Genomic DNA, 19,705 nt, shown 5'->3' with positions numbered 1-19,705 from the left:
ACGGCGCGAGTCGCGGTGCCCGCTGCGGTTCGCGGCCGCCGCTGCGCAGGGATTAAGATGCGGATCTGACACATCGTGCCAAGCGCCGCACCCGTCCATGACCCTGACGCCCGACAAGTCCAGCTCCCGCCGGCGCGTGCCCATGTACGAGGAAGTGGCCGATGCGCTGCGGCAGAAGATCTACGACTACGTCCTGCCGCCGGGCGACTGGATCGACGAGCCCGCCCTGGCCCAGGAGCTGGGCATCAGCCGCACCCCGCTGCGCGAGAGCCTCAAGCTGCTGGCCGCCGAGGGGCTGGTGCAGATCGAACCCGGCCGCGGCGCGCGGGTGACCCGGCTGACGCTGGAAGACCTCAACGAGCTGTTCCCGATCATGGCGATGCTGGAGGGCCGCTGCGCCTACGAGGCGGTGCGCAAGATCGACGCCGACGGCCTGGCGCGGCTAGAGTCGCTGCACGCGGCGATGGAGGCGGCCGCCGAGCGCGGCGACATGGCCGAGTTCTACCGCAACAACTACCTCATCCACGAAGCGGTGCAGGAACACGCCGGCAACCCGTGGCTGATCCGCGTCACCCACGACCTGCACCGCATCCTCAAGATGCATCGCGGCCGCCAGCTGCTCACGCCGGGGCGGATGGCGATGTCGCTGAGCGAACACCGCGAGCTGATGGACTGCTTCCGCAACGGCGACGCCGCCGAGGCCGAGCGCACCATGCACCGCCACCTGCTCAGTCAGGGCGAAGCCCTGGCCAAGTACGTCGCCTCGGGCGGCAAGCTCAACGTGCCGGCGCCACTGCCGCGCGGACGCAAAAGCGGGGAGTGAGTGGAGCGGAGTGAGGCGTGAGCGCGGAGCGATCGGCACTCCGCTTTCTTTTGGTCCGAGCAACGCCCTCTCCCGATCGCGTCACGTCCCCCTTGTAGAGCGGAGCTTGCTCCGCTGCTCTTCGTTCGGTTCGCGCGAAAGGCCCCAGCGGAGCAAGCTCCGCTCTACCGGGTGGCGCCATCACAGCCAACCCGGCACCACGAACACCAGCCACGCGGAAAGCGGGCCCAGCGCGACCACCAGGCCGCTGTAGACCAGGAAGCGGCGGAACAGCTTCTCGCGTTCGTCCGGCGCGGCCGAGGCCACCACCAGCGCGCCATTGGTCGAGAACGGACTGACGTCGACGATGGTCGAGGACACGGCCAGCGCGCAGATCACGCCGGCCGGGGCCAGATGCCCCTGCAGCAGGAACGGCACCGCCAGCGGAATGGTCGCGCCCAGCACCGCCGCCGAGGAGGCGAACGCCGACACGATGCCGCCGACGTAGCACACCAGCAGCGCGCCCAGCAGCGGAATGCCGATATGCGACACGCCGTTGCCGATGAAGTCGACCGCGCCCGCCTTCTGCAGCACCTCGATGTAGGTGACCACGCCGGCGATCAGCAGCACGGTGGACCAGCTGATGCTCTCCACCGCGCCCTTCTGCGCGTTGGGCGAGAGCAGCGCCAGCAGCACCGCCACGGTCATCGACACCAGGCCGACGTTGAGGCTGTAGATCAGCGAGGCCACGCCCAGGCCGACCAGGCCGATCAGGGTGAACACATGGTCGCGCTTGATCGACACGGCCTCCAGCGCGACCGGATTGATCGACAAGGTGCCCCCGCCCGGGGTCACCAGCGCGCCATGGCCCTCGATGGCGAAGCTGCGCGGCGAGGCCTCGTTGACGGGCACGGCTTCGGACTCGGCCCGCGAAGGCTCGTGGCGCTTGAGCAAGGCCAGGCCGCCGAACGCGAAGAAGCAGATGATCGCCATGGCCAGGTTGAAGCCCAGGCTGGTCAGGAACACCGACATCTCGCTGACCGGGAGGCCGGCCTTCTCCACCACCTTGTTGGTAATGCCGCCATAGACGCTGATCGGCGAGAAGCCGCCGGCCTGCGCGCCGTGGATGACCAGCAGGCCCATCAGCAGCGGATTGATCCGGTACTGCTTGGCGAAGCGCAGCGCGACCGGGCCGATGATCGCCACCGCCGCCGGCCCCAGCGCGCCGAAGGCGGTCAGCAGCGCGGTGACCATGAACATCACCCACGGGATCGCCACCAGCTTGCCGCGCACCGCCTTGACCGCCCAGTGGATCAGCAGGTCGATGGTGCCGTTCTTCTGCGCGATGGCGAACAGGTAGGTGATCCCGACCAGGGTCAGGAACAGGTCGCCGGGGAAACCGCCCAGCACCGCCTTGGCATCCATGCCCAGCCAGATCCCCCCGACGATGAAGGCCAGGGCGAAGGCCACCGCGCCCATGTTGATGGGCAGCGCCGTGGCCACGACGAACATGATCACCAAGCCGATGATCGTGATGATTTGCGGACTCATGCGCCCTCCCTAAGACACGTGATATCGCGACTGCGTCGAGTGGCGGCCCGCCACCCAAGGGTCCTGCTTCAGTGCATCGCCTGGCGCTCCAGGGCGCTGACGACCCAGTCCACGACGCCCTCCAGCGTCTGGAATTCCTCCACCGCGCGCGCCTCGCAGTCCGGATACGCCTGGCGCGCCATCCGCGCCAGGGCGCTGCCCGGACCGATCTCCAGCAGCACGCGGGCGCCGCGCTCGATCGCCTGCGCCATCACCCCGTGCCAGTCCACCGGCTGGGCGAGCTGGCGCGACAGGCTGCGGATGACGTCCTCGCGCGAGACGATGCGATGGCCATCGATGCCGGCCAGCACGTCCAGAGCGGGCACCCGCACGGCAGCGTCCTGCAGCGTCCTGGCGAACGCATCGGCCGCCTGCGCCAGCCACGGCGTGTGCGCGGGCACGTGTACCGGCAAGCGCAGCGTGCGCGCGCCGAGAGCTTCGGCCTCGCGCTGGGCGGCCTGCAGGCCCGCCTCACGACCACCCAGCACGAAGTGATCCTCACCGTTGACGATCGCCACCGCGACCGCGCAGGCCTCGCACAGGCGCTCGATGCGCCGGCGCGACAGGCCGATCACCGCCAGCAGTCCGCCGTCGGCGGGACTGGCCGCATCCATGCAGGCCGCACGCGCCCGCGACAGAGACAGGCACACCTGCGGCGTCACGCTGCCGGCCACGCCATGGGCGGCCAGCTCGCCCACGCTGTAGCCGAGCACCAGCCCCGGCGACGGCAGGCGCGCGCGCAGCGCCGCCCAGGTCGCCAGCGTGGCCGCGCACACCAGCGGCTGGGCGATCGCGTTGTCGAAGCGCGCCTGCCCGGCGGCCAGCGCCTCGGGCGCTTCCTGCAATAAGTCGGCTGCGTAGCGGAGGATGGGTTCGGCGGCCGCATCGCCCTGCACCCGCGCGAACATCGCCGGATGCTGGCCGCCCTGCCCCGGACACAGCAGCGCCAGGCTCATGCGCGCGCCTGCCGGTCGAGGAATACGGTGCAGGCGAGCAGATCGGCGCTGCCGCCGGGGCTCAGGCGGCGCGCGACGAAGGCCTCGCCCACCGTCCCCAGCTGCGCCTCCCAGTCGGGCTGCCACACGCTGCCGCGGGCGAGGAAGGCGCGCGCCTGACGTTGCGCGAAGCGCAGCCCTTCGGCGCCGCCGCGGTGCAGCAGGTTCAGGTCGTCGACCCGCGCCACCAGCGTCATCAGCACGTGCGCCTGCACGGCCGTGGGCGCGTGCCCGGCCTGCTGCGCGGTCCGCAGCGCCGGCAGCGCGGCCTCGCGCAGCAGCGGGAAACCCTCCGCGGCCTGTTCGCGCACGCCCGCGACGCGGTGGGCGCGCCGCATGCGCTGGCCGGGGCTGTCGGGGTCGAGCGGTGCGGTCTCGAGTGCGGCACGCCAGTCGCTGACCGCGTGGCAGACCGCCTCGGCGGCAACGGGTCCGCGCTCGATGCGCCGCAGCCGCGCCGCCGCCGCGGTCAGCAGGCCCAGGCTGAAGATCGCACCGCGATGGGTGTTGATGCCGTCGGTGGCGCGCAGCATCGCGTCCTCGGCCTGCAGGCCAAGGCGGCGCAGCGCATCGAACGGCACCTGCGCCAGCCCCGCCTGCGCGACCGCTTCGAAGTAGCCGCGCAGCGCGGCCAGGCTGCGCCAGAAGGTGCGCGCATCCATGTCGGCATGGCTGCCGGCATCGCGCGGGGTCACCAGGCCGGGCTTGGGCGCCAGCGCCAGTTCGGCATGCAGGCTGGCGATGGCGAGCCGGCCCAGGCGCGCCGCCTCGGCGCGGTCCTGCGGACGCGACACGCAGGCAGGCTGCGGCTCGTGCGCGCTCAAGCGGCCACCTGCTGCACCCCAAACAGGGTCGCGCGTGCGACCAGGCGCGCATCATCCTCGGTCTTGACCAGCATCCGCGTCGCGCCGCCGGCATATTCGCGCCAGCTCACCGCGCGCCCGTCGGGCAGGCGCAGCTCGCCATCGGCACGATGGCGATGGCGCCGCTCCCACTCGTCCAACAGGCCGACGATGGCATCGGCCTGCGCGGCGGAATCGATCTCCCACAGCAGATCCAGATCCGACGTCTCGTGCACGTACGCCAGGCCGGTCAGCGTCTGCCAGCAGAAGGCGCCGAACACGCGTGGCACCAGGTCGAGCGCGTGCGCCCGATGCGCCAGCGCCACTAGCGCCGGTCGCCATGCCGCAGGCGCGCTGGCGATGCTTTGCTCCAAGGTCGGCGGCGGTGCGATGCGCAGAACTTCGGCGGCCGCGGCGCGCACGGCCAGCCGTTGCTTGCCTTCGGCCGGCGGCAGCGGCACGCCCAGGTGCAGTGGATCGGCCGGCGTCGCCGCCGGGCGTCGCGCCACGATGGCCGGATGGCCTTGTTCGAACCAGGCACGCACGCGCGCGGCCTGCGCCGGCGCGACCGCGTGCGCGGCCTGCGGCGGCAGCCAGACCAGCGTGTGGCGGCGCAGCGGCTCAGGCATCGCCGGCGGCCACCATCGCCGACACGTCCGCCGCCAGCGTGCGCCCGCCCCGTTGCGCGCCCAGCGCGCGCCGGGTATCGCCCTCGCGCGGCGCCTGGAGCGCATCGACCAGGGCCTGGGCCAGATCGCCGCGCCAGATCGCACGCACCGCGCCCATCGCCACGTAGTTCTCCACGCCCGGCGCGAACACCGGCGAGCTCTGCGACAGCGCCTGCAGCTTCTCCAGCGGCTGCTTGGTCACGCGCGCCATCGCGCGCAGGTCCATCACCCGCACCTGCGCCTCGGGCAGGGCGTAGACCGCATCGGCCATCAGGCCGAAGGACAGGAAGCCGCCGCTCACCGACTCGCCATAGACCAGCGACACCAGCGCCGCGCCGCGGCGGCGCGCCAGGTCCAACGCTTTGGCCAGGTGGGCGAAGTAGCCGTTGATGCCCAGCAGTTCATCGCGGCGCGACAGCCGTTGGCCGGCGGTGTCGACCAGCATCACGATCGGCCGCTGCGGGTGCGCCTGGGTGCTGGCGATGACGGTGGCGGCCAGGGCCAGGGCATGGTCGACGCCGACCTCGAGCCGGTTGGCGGTGCCGATGACGGTGACCTCGCCGAGCGCGGTGCTCGCCGTGCCGGTCAGCACGTCGTCGCGCTGGTCGATGCGGTGTCCCAGCGGGAACAGCCGGTCCAGCAGTTCGCTCAGTACCATGGCATTCTCCGGCCGCGCGTGGCCTCCAGGAAGGCGGCGGTGTCCAGCAGCGGCAAGGCCTGCGGCTGCGCGACGCCCAGCGCCTCCCAGACCTGCAGCCCATCGCGACAATCGCCGAACGCCTCGATGCGCTGCGCCAGGCGCGCGTGCTCGCCCTCCAGGGCCTGCAGCAGCTGCGCGTCATCGTCGGCCGGACGCAGCCGATCCAGCACCTCGAGCGTGGCCTGCCCGAACGCGTCGATGCGGTCGGCGACCAGCTGCGCCGCCTCGCCCAGCAGCACGCGATGCTTGCCACCGGTGACCCGCCACACCAGGGCGCGGTCGCGCGCATCGAATTCCTCGACGCCGCGCACCGTCTCGATCACCTCCGGACCCGACAGCGACAGCCGCCCCTCCTCGGACATCAGCACGGCGCTGCAGCAGCGCGCGACGATGCCCATGCCGCCGAAGGCGCCGTTGCCGCTGCCGATCAGCGCCAGCACCGGCACGCCGGCGGCGCGCGTGGCCAAGGTGGCGCGCATGATCTCCGAGATCGCGATCAGCCCGGCGTTGGCCTCGTGCAGGCGCACGCCGCCGGTGTCGAGCAACAGCAGCACCGCCGCGGGCCCGACCCGCTGCGCGCGCTCCAGCAGCCCGACCAGCTTGGCGCCATGCACCTCGCCCACGCCGCCGCCCATGAATTGGCCCTGCTGCGCGGCGATCAGCACCCGGCGTCCCTGCAACATCCCCTCGCCCACGACGATGCCGTCGTCGAACTCGCCCGGCTGATCCAGCTGCGCCAGGTGCGGGCTGGTGATCCGCCGGCGCGGGCCGAGGAACTCGCCGAACGTGCCCGGGTCAAGCAAGCCGGCGATGCGCTCGCGCGCGTCGGCCTCGTAGAAGCTGCGCGCGGTGCTCATGCGGCCGGCTCCTGCAGCGTCTCCACCGCCTGGTCCAGGCGCAGGCTGACCACCGCCGGCGTCGCGCCGACATCGTTGATCCAGATGCGCACATCCTTGAGCGGATGCCGCGCGGCGAAGTCGTCCAGCACGGCCTGCCAGATCTCGCCGAAGCCGCGCGCGGCGGTGACGATCTCGATCTCCATCGCGCCCTCCAGCGCGGCCGGCTCGATCATGACTTCCAGATTGCCCGAGGCGACCACGCCGACCAGCACATGGTCGCGTGTGCCGGTGGGCGCGATGCGTCCGTCGTAGCGGTAGCGCAGGGTTTCCATGGCGTGCCCCTTACCAGTTGCGGAAGCGCTTGGGCGGGTCGTACAGGCCGCCCGACCAGCGCACCAGATCCTTGACCGTGCGCGCGGCCAGCAGGTCGCGCGTGGCATTGCGCGAGCGGATGCCCAGGTCGTCGGGACGTCTGATCACGCCGCGGTCGCGCAGGTTCTCGACCATGCGCCGGTCGCGGCCCAGACCGACCGCGGTGTAGCCGGCCACGCCGCGGATCGCCTGTTCGCGCTCCTCCGGCGTGCGGCACAGCAGCAGGTTGGCGATGCCTTCCTCGGTCAGCACATGGCTGACGTCGTCGCCGTAGATCATCACCGGCGGCAGGTCCAGTCCGGCGCGCTCGGCCAGCTCCCAGGCATCGAGCCTGTCGACGAACGCCGGGGCCATGTGCTCGCGGAAGGTCTCCACCATCTGCACCACCAGCTTGCGCCCGCGCGGCATCTCGCCGGGCCTGGCTGCTTCGCGCCCGGCCTTGAGCCAGGCCGGGCTGGCGTGGCGCCGGCCGCGCGCGTCCGAGCCCATGTTGGGCGCGCCGCCGAACCCGGCGATGCGGTCGCGCGTGGCGGTCGAGCTGTTGCCGGCCAGGTCGATCTGCAGGGTCGAGCCGATGAACATGTCGCAGGCATACAGCCCGGCGGTCTGCGAGAACGCGCGATTGGAGCGCATCGAGCCGTCCGCGCCGACGAAGAACACGTCCGGGCGCGCGGCGATGTAGTCCTCCATGCCCAGCTCCGAGCCGAAGGAGTGCACCGACTTGACGAAGCCCGACTCGATCGCCGGGATCAGCGCCGGATGCGGGTTGAGCGCCCAGTGCTGGCAGATCCTGCCCTTCAGCCCCAGCGATTCGGCGTAGGTCGGCAGCAGCAGTTCGATCGCCGCGGTGTCGAAGCCGATGCCGTGGTTGAGGCGGTTGACGCCGTACTCGGCGTAGATGCCCTTGATGGCCATCATCGCCATCAGCACCTGCACCTCGCTGATCTGGGCCGGGTCGCGGGTGAACAGCGGCTCGATGTAGTTCGGCTTCGGCGCGTGGGTGACGAAGTTCACCCAGTCGGCCGGGATGTCCACGCGCGGCAGCGTGTCGAGTATCTGGTTGACCTGGGCGATGACGATGCCGCCGCCGAAGGCGGTGGCCTCCACGATCGCGGGGGTGTCCTCGGTGTTCGGGCCGGTGTAGAGATTGCCGTGGCGATCGGCCGCATGCGCGGCGATCAGCGCCACGCGCGGGGTCAGATCGATGAAGTAGCGGCCGAACAGTTCCAGGTAGGTGTGGATCGCGCCGAGTTCCAGCCGGCCCTCGCCCAGCAGCCGCGCCAGGCGCACCGACTGCGGACCGGAGAAGGAGAAGTCCAGCTTCCTGGCGATGCCCTTCTCGAACACGTCCAGGTGGGAGGGCAGCGACAGCACCGACTGCACCATGTGCAGGTCGTGCACGCGCGCCGGATCGACCCGGGTCAGGCACTCGGCCAGGAAGTCGGCCTGCTTCTGGTTGTTGCCTTCCAGGCAGACCCGGTCGCCGGGCCGCAGCACGGCCTCCAGCAGGGGCACCACGTCCTGGCTGCGCACCAGGCGGCCCCTGGCCAGCTTGGCCGCGGCCTGCAGGCGCTGGCTCCGGTCGGTGCTCAAGGTGTTCCAGTCCGCCATCGCGTCACCAGGAATTACTCTGTAATTACAGAGTAATCATTCTGCGCCCGGCCTGCATGCGGCGCCGCAGCAGCTGGCCAAAATCTCAGCCAGCGCTGCCGCAACACGTTTTATTGCAAGGACTTGCCTGGGCCCGGGCCGACTGTCGTGCGGCCCTGCCGCCGTCGACCCGCCCGCTCAGCCCGCGGCCGTGGCCAGGGCCGGCAGCGCGCCGCCGGCCACGGCTGCGGCAATGGCCGCATCGCTGTCGGCGGTGTCGATGCCGCAGCGCGCGTACCAGGCCGGGTCGTAGTAGCTGTGCGCGTAGCGGTCGCCGGCATCGCACAGGATGGTGACGATCGAGCCGCGTCGCCCGGCCCGGCACATCGCGTGGGCGGCGTGCAGCACGCCGACCAGGTTAGTGCCGGTGGAGCCGCCCACGCGCCTGCCCAGGGTCGCGCTGGCCCAGCGCATCGCCGCCAGGCTCAGGGCATCGGGCACCTTGACCATCGCATCGATGCAGGCCGGCACGAAGCTCGGCTCCACCCGCGGCCGGCCGATGCCTTCGATGCGCGAGCCGCAGTGGTGCAGGCGCGCCGGATCGCCCGCCCCGCCCAGCGCATCGCGGTAGTAGTCGAAGAACACCGAGTGCTCCGGATCCACGCACAGGATGCGCGTGGCATGCCGGCGGTAGCGCACGTAGCGGCCCAGCGTGGCGCCGGTGCCGCCGGTGCCGGGGCTGCACACGATCCATTCCGGGATCGGATGCGGCTCGGCCGCCATCTGCTTGAAGATCGACTCGGCGATGTTGTTGTTCGCCCGCCAGTCGGTCGCGCGCTCGGCGTAGGTGAACTGGTCCATGAAGTGACCGCCGTGCTCGCGCGCCAGGCGCTCGGACTCGGCATTGATCGCCCCGGCCTGCTCGACCAGATGGCACTGGCCGCCGTAGAAGGTGATCGCGGCGATCTTCTCCGGCGAGGTGCTGGCCGGCATCACCGCGATGAAGGGCAGGCCCAGCAGGCGCGCGAAGTAGGCCTCGGACACCGCGGTCGAACCGCTGGAGGCCTCGATCACCGGCGCGCCCTCGCGCAGCCAGCCGTTGGCCAGCGCGTACAGGAACAGCGAGCGCGCCAGCCGGTGCTTGAGGCTGCCGGTGGGATGGCTGGACTCGTCCTTCAGGTACAGGTCGATGCCAGGGTAGCCAGGCAGCTCCAGCGGGATCAGATGGGTGTCGGCCGAGCGGTTGAAGTCGGCCTCGATCTTGTGGATGGCGGCAGCCACCCAGTCACGCTGCGACATGGGCGCGGAGTACGGGAAAGAAGGCGATCCATTCTAGCCCCTGTGTTCCCCCACGCCTAAGCGCGACGCACGCCGCCCGCCGCAACGCGAATCACGGCACCACGATGTCGGAGGCCAGCATCGGCGTGTACCTGGGCAGGCGGCGTGCCCGGGTGGCCTGTTCGAAGTCGTAGCCGTAGCCGAGCAGCCGCGCCTCGCTGAAGGCCGGCCCGAGAAAGGAGACGCTCACCGGCAGCCCGTTCGGCGTCATCCCCGCCGGCACCACCAGGTCGGGATAGCCGGACAGGTTGGCCAGGTCGAAGGCGGTGTCTCCCGGCTTCACCGGCTGCGGGTTGGCCGGCGGCTGGATCGGCGAGGCCGCGGTGGGCACGCTGAGATAGACGATGGCGTCGAGCCGATATTTCTCCAGCATCGCATCGAGGCTCGCCTTCACCAGCGCCATGCCCTGCTGCCTGGCGGTCAGATAGACCGGATCGTCCAGCGCCAGTGCGACCGCATTGGTGTAGCGGAATCCGTAGGCCTTCTGCGGACTGGGGTAACCGGTCCTGGGGTCGCTGGCCAGGCGCGCGAGATCGTCGAGGGTCTTGGGATAGCGCGGCGCGGTGGTCTTCAGGTAGTCGGCGATCTGCGCCTTGAACTCGGACTGGGTGATGGTGAAGTAGAGATCGTCCTTGGCGTCCAGCAGATAGCGCGGATAGTGGAAGTCCACCGTCTCGGCTCCCAGGCCGCGCAGCGCCTGCACGGCCTGCTCGAACACCGCATCGACGCCGGCGTCGCGGCCGCCGAAGTCGCGCGCGATGCCGATGCGCGCGCCCTTGAGCGCGCCCTGGCGGAGGGAAGCGGCATAGTCGCGCTCCACGCGGCCCTGGCTGCGCGAGGTCATCGCATCGTCCGGATCGACCCCGGCCATGACGTTCAGCGCGACGGCGATGTCGGCCACGCTGCGCGCCATCGGCCCGGCGGTATCCAGCGACAGCGCCAACGGCACGATGCCGTCGCGCGAGAGCAGGCCGTTGGTCGGCTTCAAGCCGACGATGCCGTTGACCGAGGAAGGCCCGCGCACCGAGCTGCGCGTGTCGGTGCCCAGGCCGAACTGCGCGAACGCCGCCGCGATGGCCGCGCCCGTGCCGCCGCTGGAGCCGGACGGGCCGTGGTCCAGCGCATGCGGATTGCGCGTCCGCCCGCCCAGGCTGCTGTAGCCGTTGGGCACCGCGCCGGCCTTGAGCACCGCCGGGTCCCGCGACCCGCCGACGCTGCCACCGCCGGCGGCGAATTCGCTGAGGTTGACCTTGGCCAGCACGATCGCGCCGGCCGCGCGCAGGCGCTTGACGATGAAGGCATCGTCCGGCGGCAGGCTGCCGGCCAGCAGCGACGAGCCGGCGGTGGTCGGCAGGTCGAAGGTGTCGATGTTGTCCTTCAGCACCACCGGGATGCCGTGCAGCGGGCCGCGCAGATGGCCTGCCTTGCGCTCGCGGTCCAGCCGTCGCGCCTCGCGCAGTGCCTTGGGGTTCAGCGCGATCACCGCGTTGATGGTCGGGCCCTGCTTGTCGTAGGCCGCAATCCGCGCCAGGTAGGCGCGCACCAGGGTCTCGGAGGTCAAGGCGCCATCGGCCATCGCGGCCTCCAGCTGGGTCACCGTGGCGGTTTCCAGGTCCAGCGGCGCGGCGGCGAAGGCCGGCGCGGTCAGCGTCAGCGTGAGCCACAGCAGCGCGCGGCGCAGGGGGTGCAGCGTCATGGCGAGTCCTCGATGGCGAAAAGGTGCGGCGTGCACGCGGACGCCGGCGTTCAACGCCCGACCACATCGGTGGGCAACGACGGCGTGTACCTGGGCAGCACGATCGCGTGCGCGGACTGCTCGAAGTCGTAGGCGTAGCCGAGCAGCCGGCCCTCGCTCCAGGCCCGGCCGAAGAAGGACAGCGTCACCGGCAGGCCGTCGGGCGTCATGCCGGCCGGCACGATCACATCCGGGAAGCCGGTCTGGTTGGCCAGCATCGCCGGGCCCAGGCGACGCGCGCCGCCGCCGGGAGCGCGATCCTCGCCGATCTGCGCGGCCGGCGAGGGCACGCTGGGATAGACCATCGCATCGAGCCGGTGCTGGGCGAACAGGCCCTCGATCACCGCGGTGGTCAGCGCCAGGCCCTGCTGCCGGGCCGCCTGGTAGATCGGGTCGTCGATCGATGGCGCCTGGTCCATCTTGGCCAGGCTGTCGCGCTTCCACGGGCTGGTATAGGCGGTCTTCGGGGCGCGCGCCTCGGCCACCAGCTCGGTCAGGGTGCGCGGGAGGCCGGGCCGCAGCGTCTTGAGGTAATCGGCGATCTGCGCCTTGAACTCGACGTCGATCATCATCCGGTGCATCGGCCCCATCTCCTCGATCAGGAACTCCGGCAGCCGGACCTCATCGACCACGGTCGCGCCCAACGCCTGCAGCCGCAGGATCGCCTGCTCCATCACGAAGTCGGTCCTGGCGCTCTGGCCGAAGAAGTCGCGCATCACGCCGATGCGCGCGCCCTTCAGGCTGCCTTTGACCAGGAAGCGCGTATAGTCGGTCTGCGCGTGGCCGGCGCTGGCGGCCGTGGCCGGGTCGGCCGCATCGACGCCGGTCATCGCGCCCAGGGCCAGGGCCACATCCTCGATGTTGCGCCCCATCGGGCCGCCGGTGTCGAAGGACAGCGCCAGCGGAATGATGCCGTCGCGGCTGAGCAGGCCACGGGTCGGCTTGATCCCGGCGATGCCGTTGGCCGAGGACGGGTTGCGGATCGAGCCGGCGGTGTCGCTGCCCAGGCCGAACTGCGCGAAGGCCGCGGCGATGCCGGCGCCGGTGCCGCCGCTGGAGCCGGACGGACCCCGCGTCGGATCGTGCGGGTTATGGGTCTGCCCGCCGAGCGAGCTGTAGCCGTTGGGCGCGCCGCCGCCGTAGGCGAACTCGTGCAGGTTGACCTTGGCCAGGAACACCGCGCCGGCCTCGCGCAGCTTCCTCACCACGAAGGCATCGTCCGGCGGGATGGAGTCCTTGAGCATCTGCGAGCCGCCGCTGGTGGGCAGGTCGAAGGTGTCGAAGTTGTCCTTGAGCAGCACCGGGATGCCATGCAGCGGCCCGCGCACCTTGCCGGCGCGGCGCTCGGCATCCAGCCGGCGCGCCTGCTCCAGCGCATGCGGGTTGAGCGTGATCACCGCGTTGATCGTCGGCCCCTGCTTGTCGTAGGCCTCGATGCGCTTGAGATAGGCCGCGGTGAGCTGTTCGGAGGTGAGCGTGCCATCGCGCATCTGCGCGGCGACCTGGGGGATCGTGGCGGTGGTGATGTCCAGCGCCCAGGCCGGCCCGACCAGGCCGGCCAGCAGCAGCGCGCCGGCCAGCAGCAGGGGATGACGCGCGTGGGCGCGGGAAGCGGTGGGCTGCATGGACGGATCCTGTGGCGATCGAGCGGCGGTGACGGGCGGAACGGGCTCAGTACTCGAACCGTTCCCCCGACAGCGCGGGCGTGGTGGACGGGGAGATGCGGTGGTGGGTGGCCTGCTCGTAGCCATAGGCGTAGGCCAGCAGGCGCGGCTCGCTATAGGCCGGGCCGAGGAAGGAGATCGTCACCGGTAGGCCATCGGCGGTCGCCCCGGCCGGCACGATCACGTCGGGGAACTGGGCCACGTTGGCGATGTTGGTCAGCGAGGGCGAGCGCGGGCGCTCGACGATCTCCGGGGTCTTCGGATCGATCAGCTCCGGGCGCGCCGGGCGCGTGGGATAGACCAGCGCATCGAGCCGATGCTCCTGGATCAGCGACAGCACCGCGCCCTGCACCGCCTTCATCCCGTACTGCTTGGCGTAGGTGTAGCCGATGCTGGTGGTCGGCGGCGTCTGGCCCAGCGCCAGGAAGCGCTTGAACACGCTCGGATGCGGCTTGAACTCGCCCTGCGGCGCGGTCAGCTTCAGGCCTTGCTCGGCCAGCTCGGTGATGGTCCTGGGAAAGCCCGGGCGCAGGGTGCCCAGGTAGTCCAGGTAGTTGTCCTTGACCTCGGCGCGGATGGGGTTGGACACGCCGGTGCGCGCCAGCGCCATCTCCGGATAGTGCAGGTCGTCGACCAGCACCGCGCCGAACTGCTCGAGCTCCTTCAGGCTGGCCTGGAACACCCGGTCCACTTCCGGATCGGTCCCGGTCAGATCGCGGATGACGCCCAGGCGCACGCCCTTGAGCGACTGCTTGTCCAGGAACCGGGTGTAGTCGTGGAAGAACAGCCCGGCGCTGGTGCTGGTCAGCGGATCATTCGGGTCCACGCCGGTCATGAAGCCCAGCGCCAGCGCCGCGTCGTACACCGTGCGCGCCATTGGCCCGCCGGTGTCGAAGCTCAGCACGCAGGGCATGATCCCGCTGCGCGAGACCAGGCCGGTGGTCGGCTTGATGCCGACCACGCCGTTGGCGAAGGACGGGCCGCGGATGGAGCCGCCGGTGTCCGAGCCCAGCCCCAGCGGCGCGTACCAGGCGGCCAGGCCCGCGCCGGTACCGCCGCTGGAGCCGTTCGGGATGCGCCGCGGATCGTGCGGGTTGCGGGTCGGGCCCAGGCGCGAGGAGAAGCCGACGCCGCCGTGGGCGAACTCGTCCATGTTGACCTTGGCCAGGATGATCGCGCCGGCCTGGCGCAGTTGGCGGATGGTGGGCGCGTCCTGGTAGGGCACCGACTTGGCCAGCACGAAACTGCCGCCGCTGGTCGGCATGTCGGCGGTGTCGTAGTTGTCCTTGGCCAGGATCGGGATGCCGTGCAGCGGCGAGCGCCGGCCCTGCTGGCGGAACTCGCGGTCCAGCGCGCGCGCCGTCTCCAGCGCCTGTGGGTTGAGGGTGATCACCGCGTTCAATCCCGGCCCCTGCTTGTCGTAGGCCTGGATCCGCGCCTGGTACAGCTGCACCAGCCGCTCGTAGGTCAGCGCGCCGGCGTCGACCGCGGCCTGGATGTCCTGCACGCTGGCCGTTTCCAGGTCGAAGGTCGCCGCGGCGGCGCGGGCGGTCGGATAGAACAGCAGGCCCAGGGACAGGGCCAGCGTCAGCAGGGGCTTCATGCGCGGGTCTCCACGGCAGACGGAAGGACGATCAGTAGGTGATGACGTCGCTGGGCAGGGCCGGCGTGTAGCGCGGCAGCTGCCGGGCGTGGGTGGCCTGCTCGAAGTCGTAGCCATAGCCCAGCAGCTTCGGTTCGCTCCAGGCCGGGCCGAAGAACGAGACCGTCACCGGCAGGCCTTCCGGGGTCATGCCCGCCGGCACGATCAGGTCCGGATAGCCGGTCTGGTTGGCGAAGCTGGTCGCCGACCGCGGCCGCCCCTTGCCCAGCAGGGTGGTCGGGTCCAGGTCGATCCGCGTGGCGGGTTTGGGCGAGGTGGGATACACGATCGCGTCCAGCCGGTACTTCTCGAACAAGGCGTCGATGCCGGCCTTGATCGCCGCCATCTCCTGATGCTTCAGCGCCAGATACGAAGGATCGTCCAGGTCCAGCGCCAGGCCGGCGGTGTACTTGAGCGCGAACGCCTTCTGCGGGCTGCGGTAGCCGGTGGCCGGATCGTTGGCCTTGGCCACGACCTCGTCGAAGGAACGCGGAAAGCCCGGCTTGAGCGTGTGCAGGTAATCGGTGAGCTGCGCCTTGAACTCCGAGGCGACCAGCAGGTTGTAGTTGGGGCCCTGGGACGCGAGCAGGTATTGCGGGTAGCGCACGTCCACCACGCTGGCGCCCAGCGACTTCAGCGTCGCGATGGCGCGCTCGACCACCGCGTCCACACCGGCGTCCTGGCCCATGAAGTCGCGGGCGATGCCGATGCGCGCGCCCTTGAGCGCGCCGCGCTTCAGGTCGGGCGTGTAGTCGTGTTTCAGGTACGCCGCGCTGGGCGCGGTGGCCGGATCGGCCGGGTCCACGCCGGTCATGGTGCCCAGCGCCACCGCCACGTCGTAGACGCTGCGCGCCATCGGCCCGCCGGTGTCGTAGGACAGCGCGAGCGGCACGATGCCATCGCGGCTCATCAGGCCAAGGGTCGGCTTCAGCCCGGCGATGCCGTTGACCGAGGACGGGCCGCGCACCGATCCGCCGGTGTCGGTGCCCAGGCCGAACTGCGCGAACGTCGCGGCGATCGACGCGCCGGTGCCGCCGCTGGAGCCTGACGGGCCGCGGGTGGGATCGTGCGGGTTGCGGGTCTGCCCACCCATCGAGCTGAAGCCATTGGGCACCGAGCCCTTGCGCACCGTGTCCTGATCGTCCGCGCCGCTGACGCTGCCGCCGCTGCCGGCGAACTCGGACAGGTTGACCTTGGCCACGATCACCGCGCCGGCCTCGCGCAGCTTCTTGACCACGAAGGCATCGTCCGGCGGCAGGGAGCCTGCCAGCAGCTGCGAGCCCGCCGTGGTGGGCAGATCGAAGGTGTCGAAGTTGTCCTTCAGCACCACCGGCACGCCGTGCAGGGGGCCGCGCGTGGTGCCGCGCTTGCGCTCGGCATCCAGCGCCCTGGCCTCCTCCAGCGCGTGCGGGTTGAGGGTGATCACCGCGTTGATCATCGGGCCGCGCTTGTCGTAGGCGCGGATCCGTTCCAGGTAGGCGGCGACCACCTGCTCCGAACGCAAGCCCTGGCCGTAGGCCTGCTGCAGATCGGCGATGGAGGCGGTCTTGATGTCGAGCGTTTCCGCCTGCGCGGCGGCGATGCCCAGCGCGGCGATGAGCGGGAAGGCGATGCGGACGCGCAAGGCCTTCATGGACAGAAGCGGAGCGTGCGGGGTCATGACGGGTGGCCTGTCGATAGGGAGAGCCGCGCCACCGGCGCGGTGGCGGGCATGCGGGGAGAGGCAGGCGCATGGGTCGCCAGGTCGCAGGGCGGCCTGACCCATGCGCGCTGTCGAGCGCGGTCAGAAGTCGTAGCGGGCGGTCAGCTCGACCCGGCGCGGTGGCATCACCGAAACCAGGCCCGGCGCGGTGTCGGTGTTGCGCGCCCGGAAATACAGCTCGTCGAAGATGTTGTAGCCGTTCACCTTCAGGTTCCAGTCGCCCAGCTTGTAGGTGACGGCCAGGTTGAACACCGTGGCCGACGGCAGCCGCAGGGTCTTGAGGCGATCGGCCCAGACCGAGCTCCAGTAGGTGCCGCCGAAGACCACGCCGAACCCGTTGTCGAAGTCGTAGGCCGCGTTGAAGCCGTACTGGCTCTCCGGATTGCCGGTGCGGTCCATGTAGTTGGCCAGCACGCTGCTCGGCACGGTGATGATCGTGCGCCCGCCGTAGAGGAAGGCATCGGCCGGGTACACCACCTTGCCGGTCGTCGGGTCGACCACGTCCTTGAAGCCGAGCTGGGAGGCGCTGAGCATGTAGGTGGTGGCCGAGTTGAACAGGTACTTGGCCTTCTGGAAGTTGACGTAGCCGGACAGGTAGAAGCGGTTGATCGGCATCCACTTGATCTCGCCTTCCCAGCCCCGGGTCACGGTGCTGGAGACTTCCGCGCCCAGGGTCACGTCCACGTTACTGGTGACGTCGGTGCGGGTCTGCTTGTAATGCGAGGCGGTGAAGGCCAGCCGGCCGTCGAACAGGTCCGCCTTGAGGCCCTGCTCCTGCAGGTCGGCGCTGCCGATATGGCCGCCCGGCGAGGTGATGGTCGAGCGATCGAGGCCGTTGTTGGAGGTGTCCAGCGTCACGCTGGACTTGGCGTAGGTGATGTAAGGCCGCAGCCCCCAGGGCAGCTGTTGGGACAGGCTGACGCTCCAGGAGGCGCCGCCGTCCCAGCCCTGGGCGTACTGCTCGGGCAGATAGCTGTTGACGTAGCGGATGCTGCCGTCGGGGTTGTAGTAGGCGAAGCTCGCGTTCTCGTTGAAGCGGTAGAAGTCCCAGGCCTTGGCGTGCGAGACGTCGTAGCGCGCGCCCAGCAGCAGGTTGGTGCCGCGCAGGAAGCCGGTGTCCTTCTGGAACATGTCCACGTCGAACATCACGCCCAGGCCGATCTCGTTGAACCAGCTCTGGCGGTCGGTGGTGGACGGCGCGCCAGTCTGCACGCTGGCATCGTCCAACTGGTTCCAGAACAAGGTGTTGGGCACGGCGATGCCATCGCCGTACATCACGTCCTGGCGCCAGTCGTAGTCGCCGCCGGAGGAGCGGATCTTGCTGCGCGTCTCGCGGTAGTTGAGCGAGGCCAGGCTGTTGACGCGCAGCCAGGCGGGCAGCCAGCGGTCGGGAATGCGATAGGTGGTGGTGACCTTCTCCTCCCACACGCGCACGTCCTGCTTCTCGCCGTAGGGCAGCTGCGAGTTCTTGAACGAGTCCAGGCGGTCGTAGAACGACTGGATCTTCATCGTGAAGTCCGGATGCGTGTCGTAGATCAGGTCCGCGTAGTACATGTTGGAGTCGGCATCCTGCAGCCGCTCGTAGGAGCCGTTGCGGAAGTAGTCCACGTCGCTGTAGCCGGTCGTGGCCGGATCGAGCACGAAGCCGATCGGCAGATAGCCCGAGGTCGGCAGCACGCCGCCGACGCCCTGGGCCAGCAGCAGCTGCGAGACCGGATCGTTGGCGCCGCGGGACGACAGATAGCTGTACATCGACTGCGGGATGCCGCCGATCTTCGGGAAGTTGCCGACATCGCAGTAGTTGGCCCCGCACCTGGGCCAGGTGAAGCCCTGGTACAGGGACCGGTTGTTGGTGCCCACCCTGCCCCGGATCGGCGAGGCCAGGTTGCGCTCGGTCAGGCCGATCGCGCCGTCGCCGTTGAGGTCCAGCTGCGCCAGCGGCATGCCGCTGACGTACTGGCCGCTGTCGATCAGGGCCTGGCTCACCCGGTTCATGTAGGCGCCCTGGGTCTTGGAGTTCTGGAACTGCCCGCCCATCTCCAGGCGGAACGGGCCGGCCACATCGTCCAGGCTGATCGAGCTCTGCAGGATCTTCTGCCTGACCGTGACCTGGTCGATGTAGGAGTCCGAATCCTCCATCAGCCCGTAGACGTAGTAGCCGCCCCTGCGCTCGCCCACCGACATCGGCCCGCCGATGCCCGCCGAGCTCTCGGCGCGGTCGAAGCTGCCGGTGATGGCCTGCACGAATCCTTCCGGCTTCTCCAGATAGGCGCCGTTGGCGGCGCGGCCGGACTTGGGCACCAGGTTGGTATAGCCACCGATCTTGCCCATGCCATAGATCGGCGAAGGCGGGCCCTTGACCACCTCGATCGAGTCCATCGCCGACAGATTGGTGCGCGTATGTCCCTGCATGTTGAGCCGCTTCATGCCGCGGAAGAACATGTCCGCCGGAATGCCGCGCACGTTGATGCCGCCCTGCAGGCCGTAGCGGGTGGTGGTGAAGGTGCCCGGCACCGCGCGGGTCAGGTCGTCGACGCTGTTGATGCCGAGCAGATCGATCTGGGTGGAGTCGATGAAGGACACCGTGCGCGGCGTATCCAGCAGGGTCTTGTCGAATCCGGTCGACGACGCGCTGCGTTCCTCCAGCGGCGAACCGCCGGCCACGCCGGTGACGCTGACCGAGTCCAGCGTGTTGACCTTCTTCTCCGAGGACGGCTTGTCGGTCTCGGACTGGGAGAGCGCCACGGTCGGCACCAACATCAAGAGCAACAGACTGCGCACGGCGAGCTTGAGCAGCGGACAGCGTTCCGCCTTGATCGAAAGACGATGCATGGGTGAGGTTCCGGGAAAGGGGGCGCATGACGCCGGCCGAGCGGATCCGCATCGGCAGCGCATCCAGTCAGACGCTGCGTTGCGGCATGCCCCCTACCCTGCGCGAGAAAAAAATCTCCACATGTCGATCACGATGATCTTGAGATGCGTGATTTGCGTAGATCGCGAGACGCTTGGATCGCGCCGATTGCGAAAAGAGCCGTCGTTCCCGCGAACGCGGGAGTACAGCGCTTTCAGCGTGCGCCGCGAAAGCCACTGGGTTCGCGCTTTCGCGGGAACGACGGCGAAGGTTTGCAGACGCACGCCACGGCGCATCCCCCACCCCTCGAGACACAACACGCCGACGCCCACGCTGCGCAACGCATCGCGCGCACATGACAGGTAGGGTCCGCCG

At 70.2% G+C, this 19,705-nt stretch carries 15 protein-coding genes; 1 reads left to right on the top strand and 14 read right to left on the bottom strand.

Annotated elements, in window-relative coordinates; all coding sequences use genetic code 11:
• The first annotated feature begins 97 nt into the window (after window positions 1–97).
• Entirely contained in the window at window positions 98–823 is a 726-nt protein-coding gene (locus WFQ05_RS14965) for a GntR family transcriptional regulator (protein ID WP_337054396.1), read from the top strand.
• A 180-nt stretch (window positions 824–1,003) separates the two neighbouring features.
• Here WFQ05_RS14965 and WFQ05_RS14960 read toward each other — a convergent pair whose 3' ends face one another.
• From WFQ05_RS14960 to WFQ05_RS14895, 14 genes are all read right to left on the bottom strand, one after another.
• Window positions 1,004–2,353, bottom strand: coding sequence for an SLC13 family permease (locus WFQ05_RS14960; RefSeq protein ID WP_337054395.1), 1,350 nt, complete (start codon window positions 2,351–2,353; stop codon window positions 1,004–1,006).
• Window positions 2,354–2,421: 68 nt separating this feature from the next.
• On the bottom strand, window positions 2,422–3,348 hold the full coding sequence (gene mdcH, locus WFQ05_RS14955) for a malonate decarboxylase subunit epsilon (RefSeq protein WP_337054394.1): 927 nt from the start codon (window positions 3,346–3,348) through the stop codon (window positions 2,422–2,424).
• Complete coding sequence (gene mdcB, locus WFQ05_RS14950) at window positions 3,345–4,211, bottom strand: triphosphoribosyl-dephospho-CoA synthase MdcB (RefSeq protein WP_337054393.1); 867 nt, start codon at window positions 4,209–4,211, stop codon at window positions 3,345–3,347. The genes mdcH and mdcB overlap by 4 nt, the downstream gene beginning before the upstream one ends.
• Window positions 4,208–4,858, bottom strand: coding sequence for a malonate decarboxylase holo-[acyl-carrier-protein] synthase (gene mdcG, locus WFQ05_RS14945; RefSeq protein ID WP_337054392.1), 651 nt, complete (start codon window positions 4,856–4,858; stop codon window positions 4,208–4,210). Before mdcG ends, mdcB begins: the two co-directional genes overlap by 4 nt.
• Window positions 4,851–5,555: a biotin-independent malonate decarboxylase subunit gamma gene (gene mdcE, locus WFQ05_RS14940; protein WP_337054391.1), complete on the bottom strand. Its 705-nt coding sequence runs from the start codon at window positions 5,553–5,555 to the stop codon at window positions 4,851–4,853. Before mdcE ends, mdcG begins: the two co-directional genes overlap by 8 nt.
• Window positions 5,546–6,454 carry a biotin-independent malonate decarboxylase subunit beta gene (locus tag WFQ05_RS14935; RefSeq protein WP_337054390.1) on the bottom strand — a complete coding sequence of 303 codons (909 nt, stop codon included), beginning with the start codon at window positions 6,452–6,454 and terminating at the stop codon, window positions 5,546–5,548. The genes mdcE and WFQ05_RS14935 overlap by 10 nt, the downstream gene beginning before the upstream one ends.
• The gene (mdcC, locus tag WFQ05_RS14930; RefSeq protein WP_130528168.1) at window positions 6,451–6,768 is read right to left on the bottom strand and encodes a malonate decarboxylase acyl carrier protein; all 318 of its coding nucleotides are present in this window, start codon (window positions 6,766–6,768) and stop codon (window positions 6,451–6,453) included. Before mdcC ends, WFQ05_RS14935 begins: the two co-directional genes overlap by 4 nt.
• A gap of 10 nt (window positions 6,769–6,778) precedes the next feature.
• The gene (gene mdcA, locus WFQ05_RS14925) at window positions 6,779–8,419 is read right to left on the bottom strand and encodes a malonate decarboxylase subunit alpha (RefSeq protein ID WP_337054389.1); all 1,641 of its coding nucleotides are present in this window, start codon (window positions 8,417–8,419) and stop codon (window positions 6,779–6,781) included.
• Between the two features lie 177 nt (window positions 8,420–8,596).
• Window positions 8,597–9,697, bottom strand: coding sequence for a PLP-dependent cysteine synthase family protein (locus WFQ05_RS14920; protein WP_130516434.1), 1,101 nt, complete (start codon window positions 9,695–9,697; stop codon window positions 8,597–8,599).
• A gap of 91 nt (window positions 9,698–9,788) precedes the next feature.
• A complete protein-coding gene (locus WFQ05_RS14915) occupies window positions 9,789–11,432 on the bottom strand; it encodes an amidase family protein (RefSeq protein ID WP_337054388.1) in 1,644 nt (547 codons plus the stop codon).
• Between the two features lie 50 nt (window positions 11,433–11,482).
• Window positions 11,483–13,096 (bottom strand): amidase family protein, encoded by a 1,614-nt coding sequence (locus WFQ05_RS14910; RefSeq protein ID WP_337054387.1) that lies wholly within the window; start codon window positions 13,094–13,096, stop codon window positions 11,483–11,485.
• A gap of 46 nt (window positions 13,097–13,142) precedes the next feature.
• On the bottom strand, window positions 13,143–14,738 hold the full coding sequence (locus WFQ05_RS14905) for an amidase family protein (RefSeq protein ID WP_337054386.1): 1,596 nt from the start codon (window positions 14,736–14,738) through the stop codon (window positions 13,143–13,145).
• Window positions 14,739–14,769: 31 nt separating this feature from the next.
• On the bottom strand, window positions 14,770–16,410 hold the full coding sequence (locus WFQ05_RS14900) for an amidase family protein (RefSeq protein WP_337054385.1): 1,641 nt from the start codon (window positions 16,408–16,410) through the stop codon (window positions 14,770–14,772).
• A gap of 150 nt (window positions 16,411–16,560) precedes the next feature.
• Entirely contained in the window at window positions 16,561–19,311 is a 2,751-nt protein-coding gene (locus WFQ05_RS14895; RefSeq protein ID WP_337054384.1) for a TonB-dependent receptor plug domain-containing protein, read from the bottom strand.
• Window positions 19,312–19,705: the final 394 nt, after the last annotated feature.

This window comes from Pseudoxanthomonas sp. USHLN014 (genome assembly GCF_037153335.1).
GTDB classification, from domain to species: domain Bacteria; phylum Pseudomonadota; class Gammaproteobacteria; order Xanthomonadales; family Xanthomonadaceae; genus Pseudoxanthomonas_A; species Pseudoxanthomonas_A winnipegensis.
This window is presented reverse-complemented; position numbering and strand designations above follow the sequence as displayed.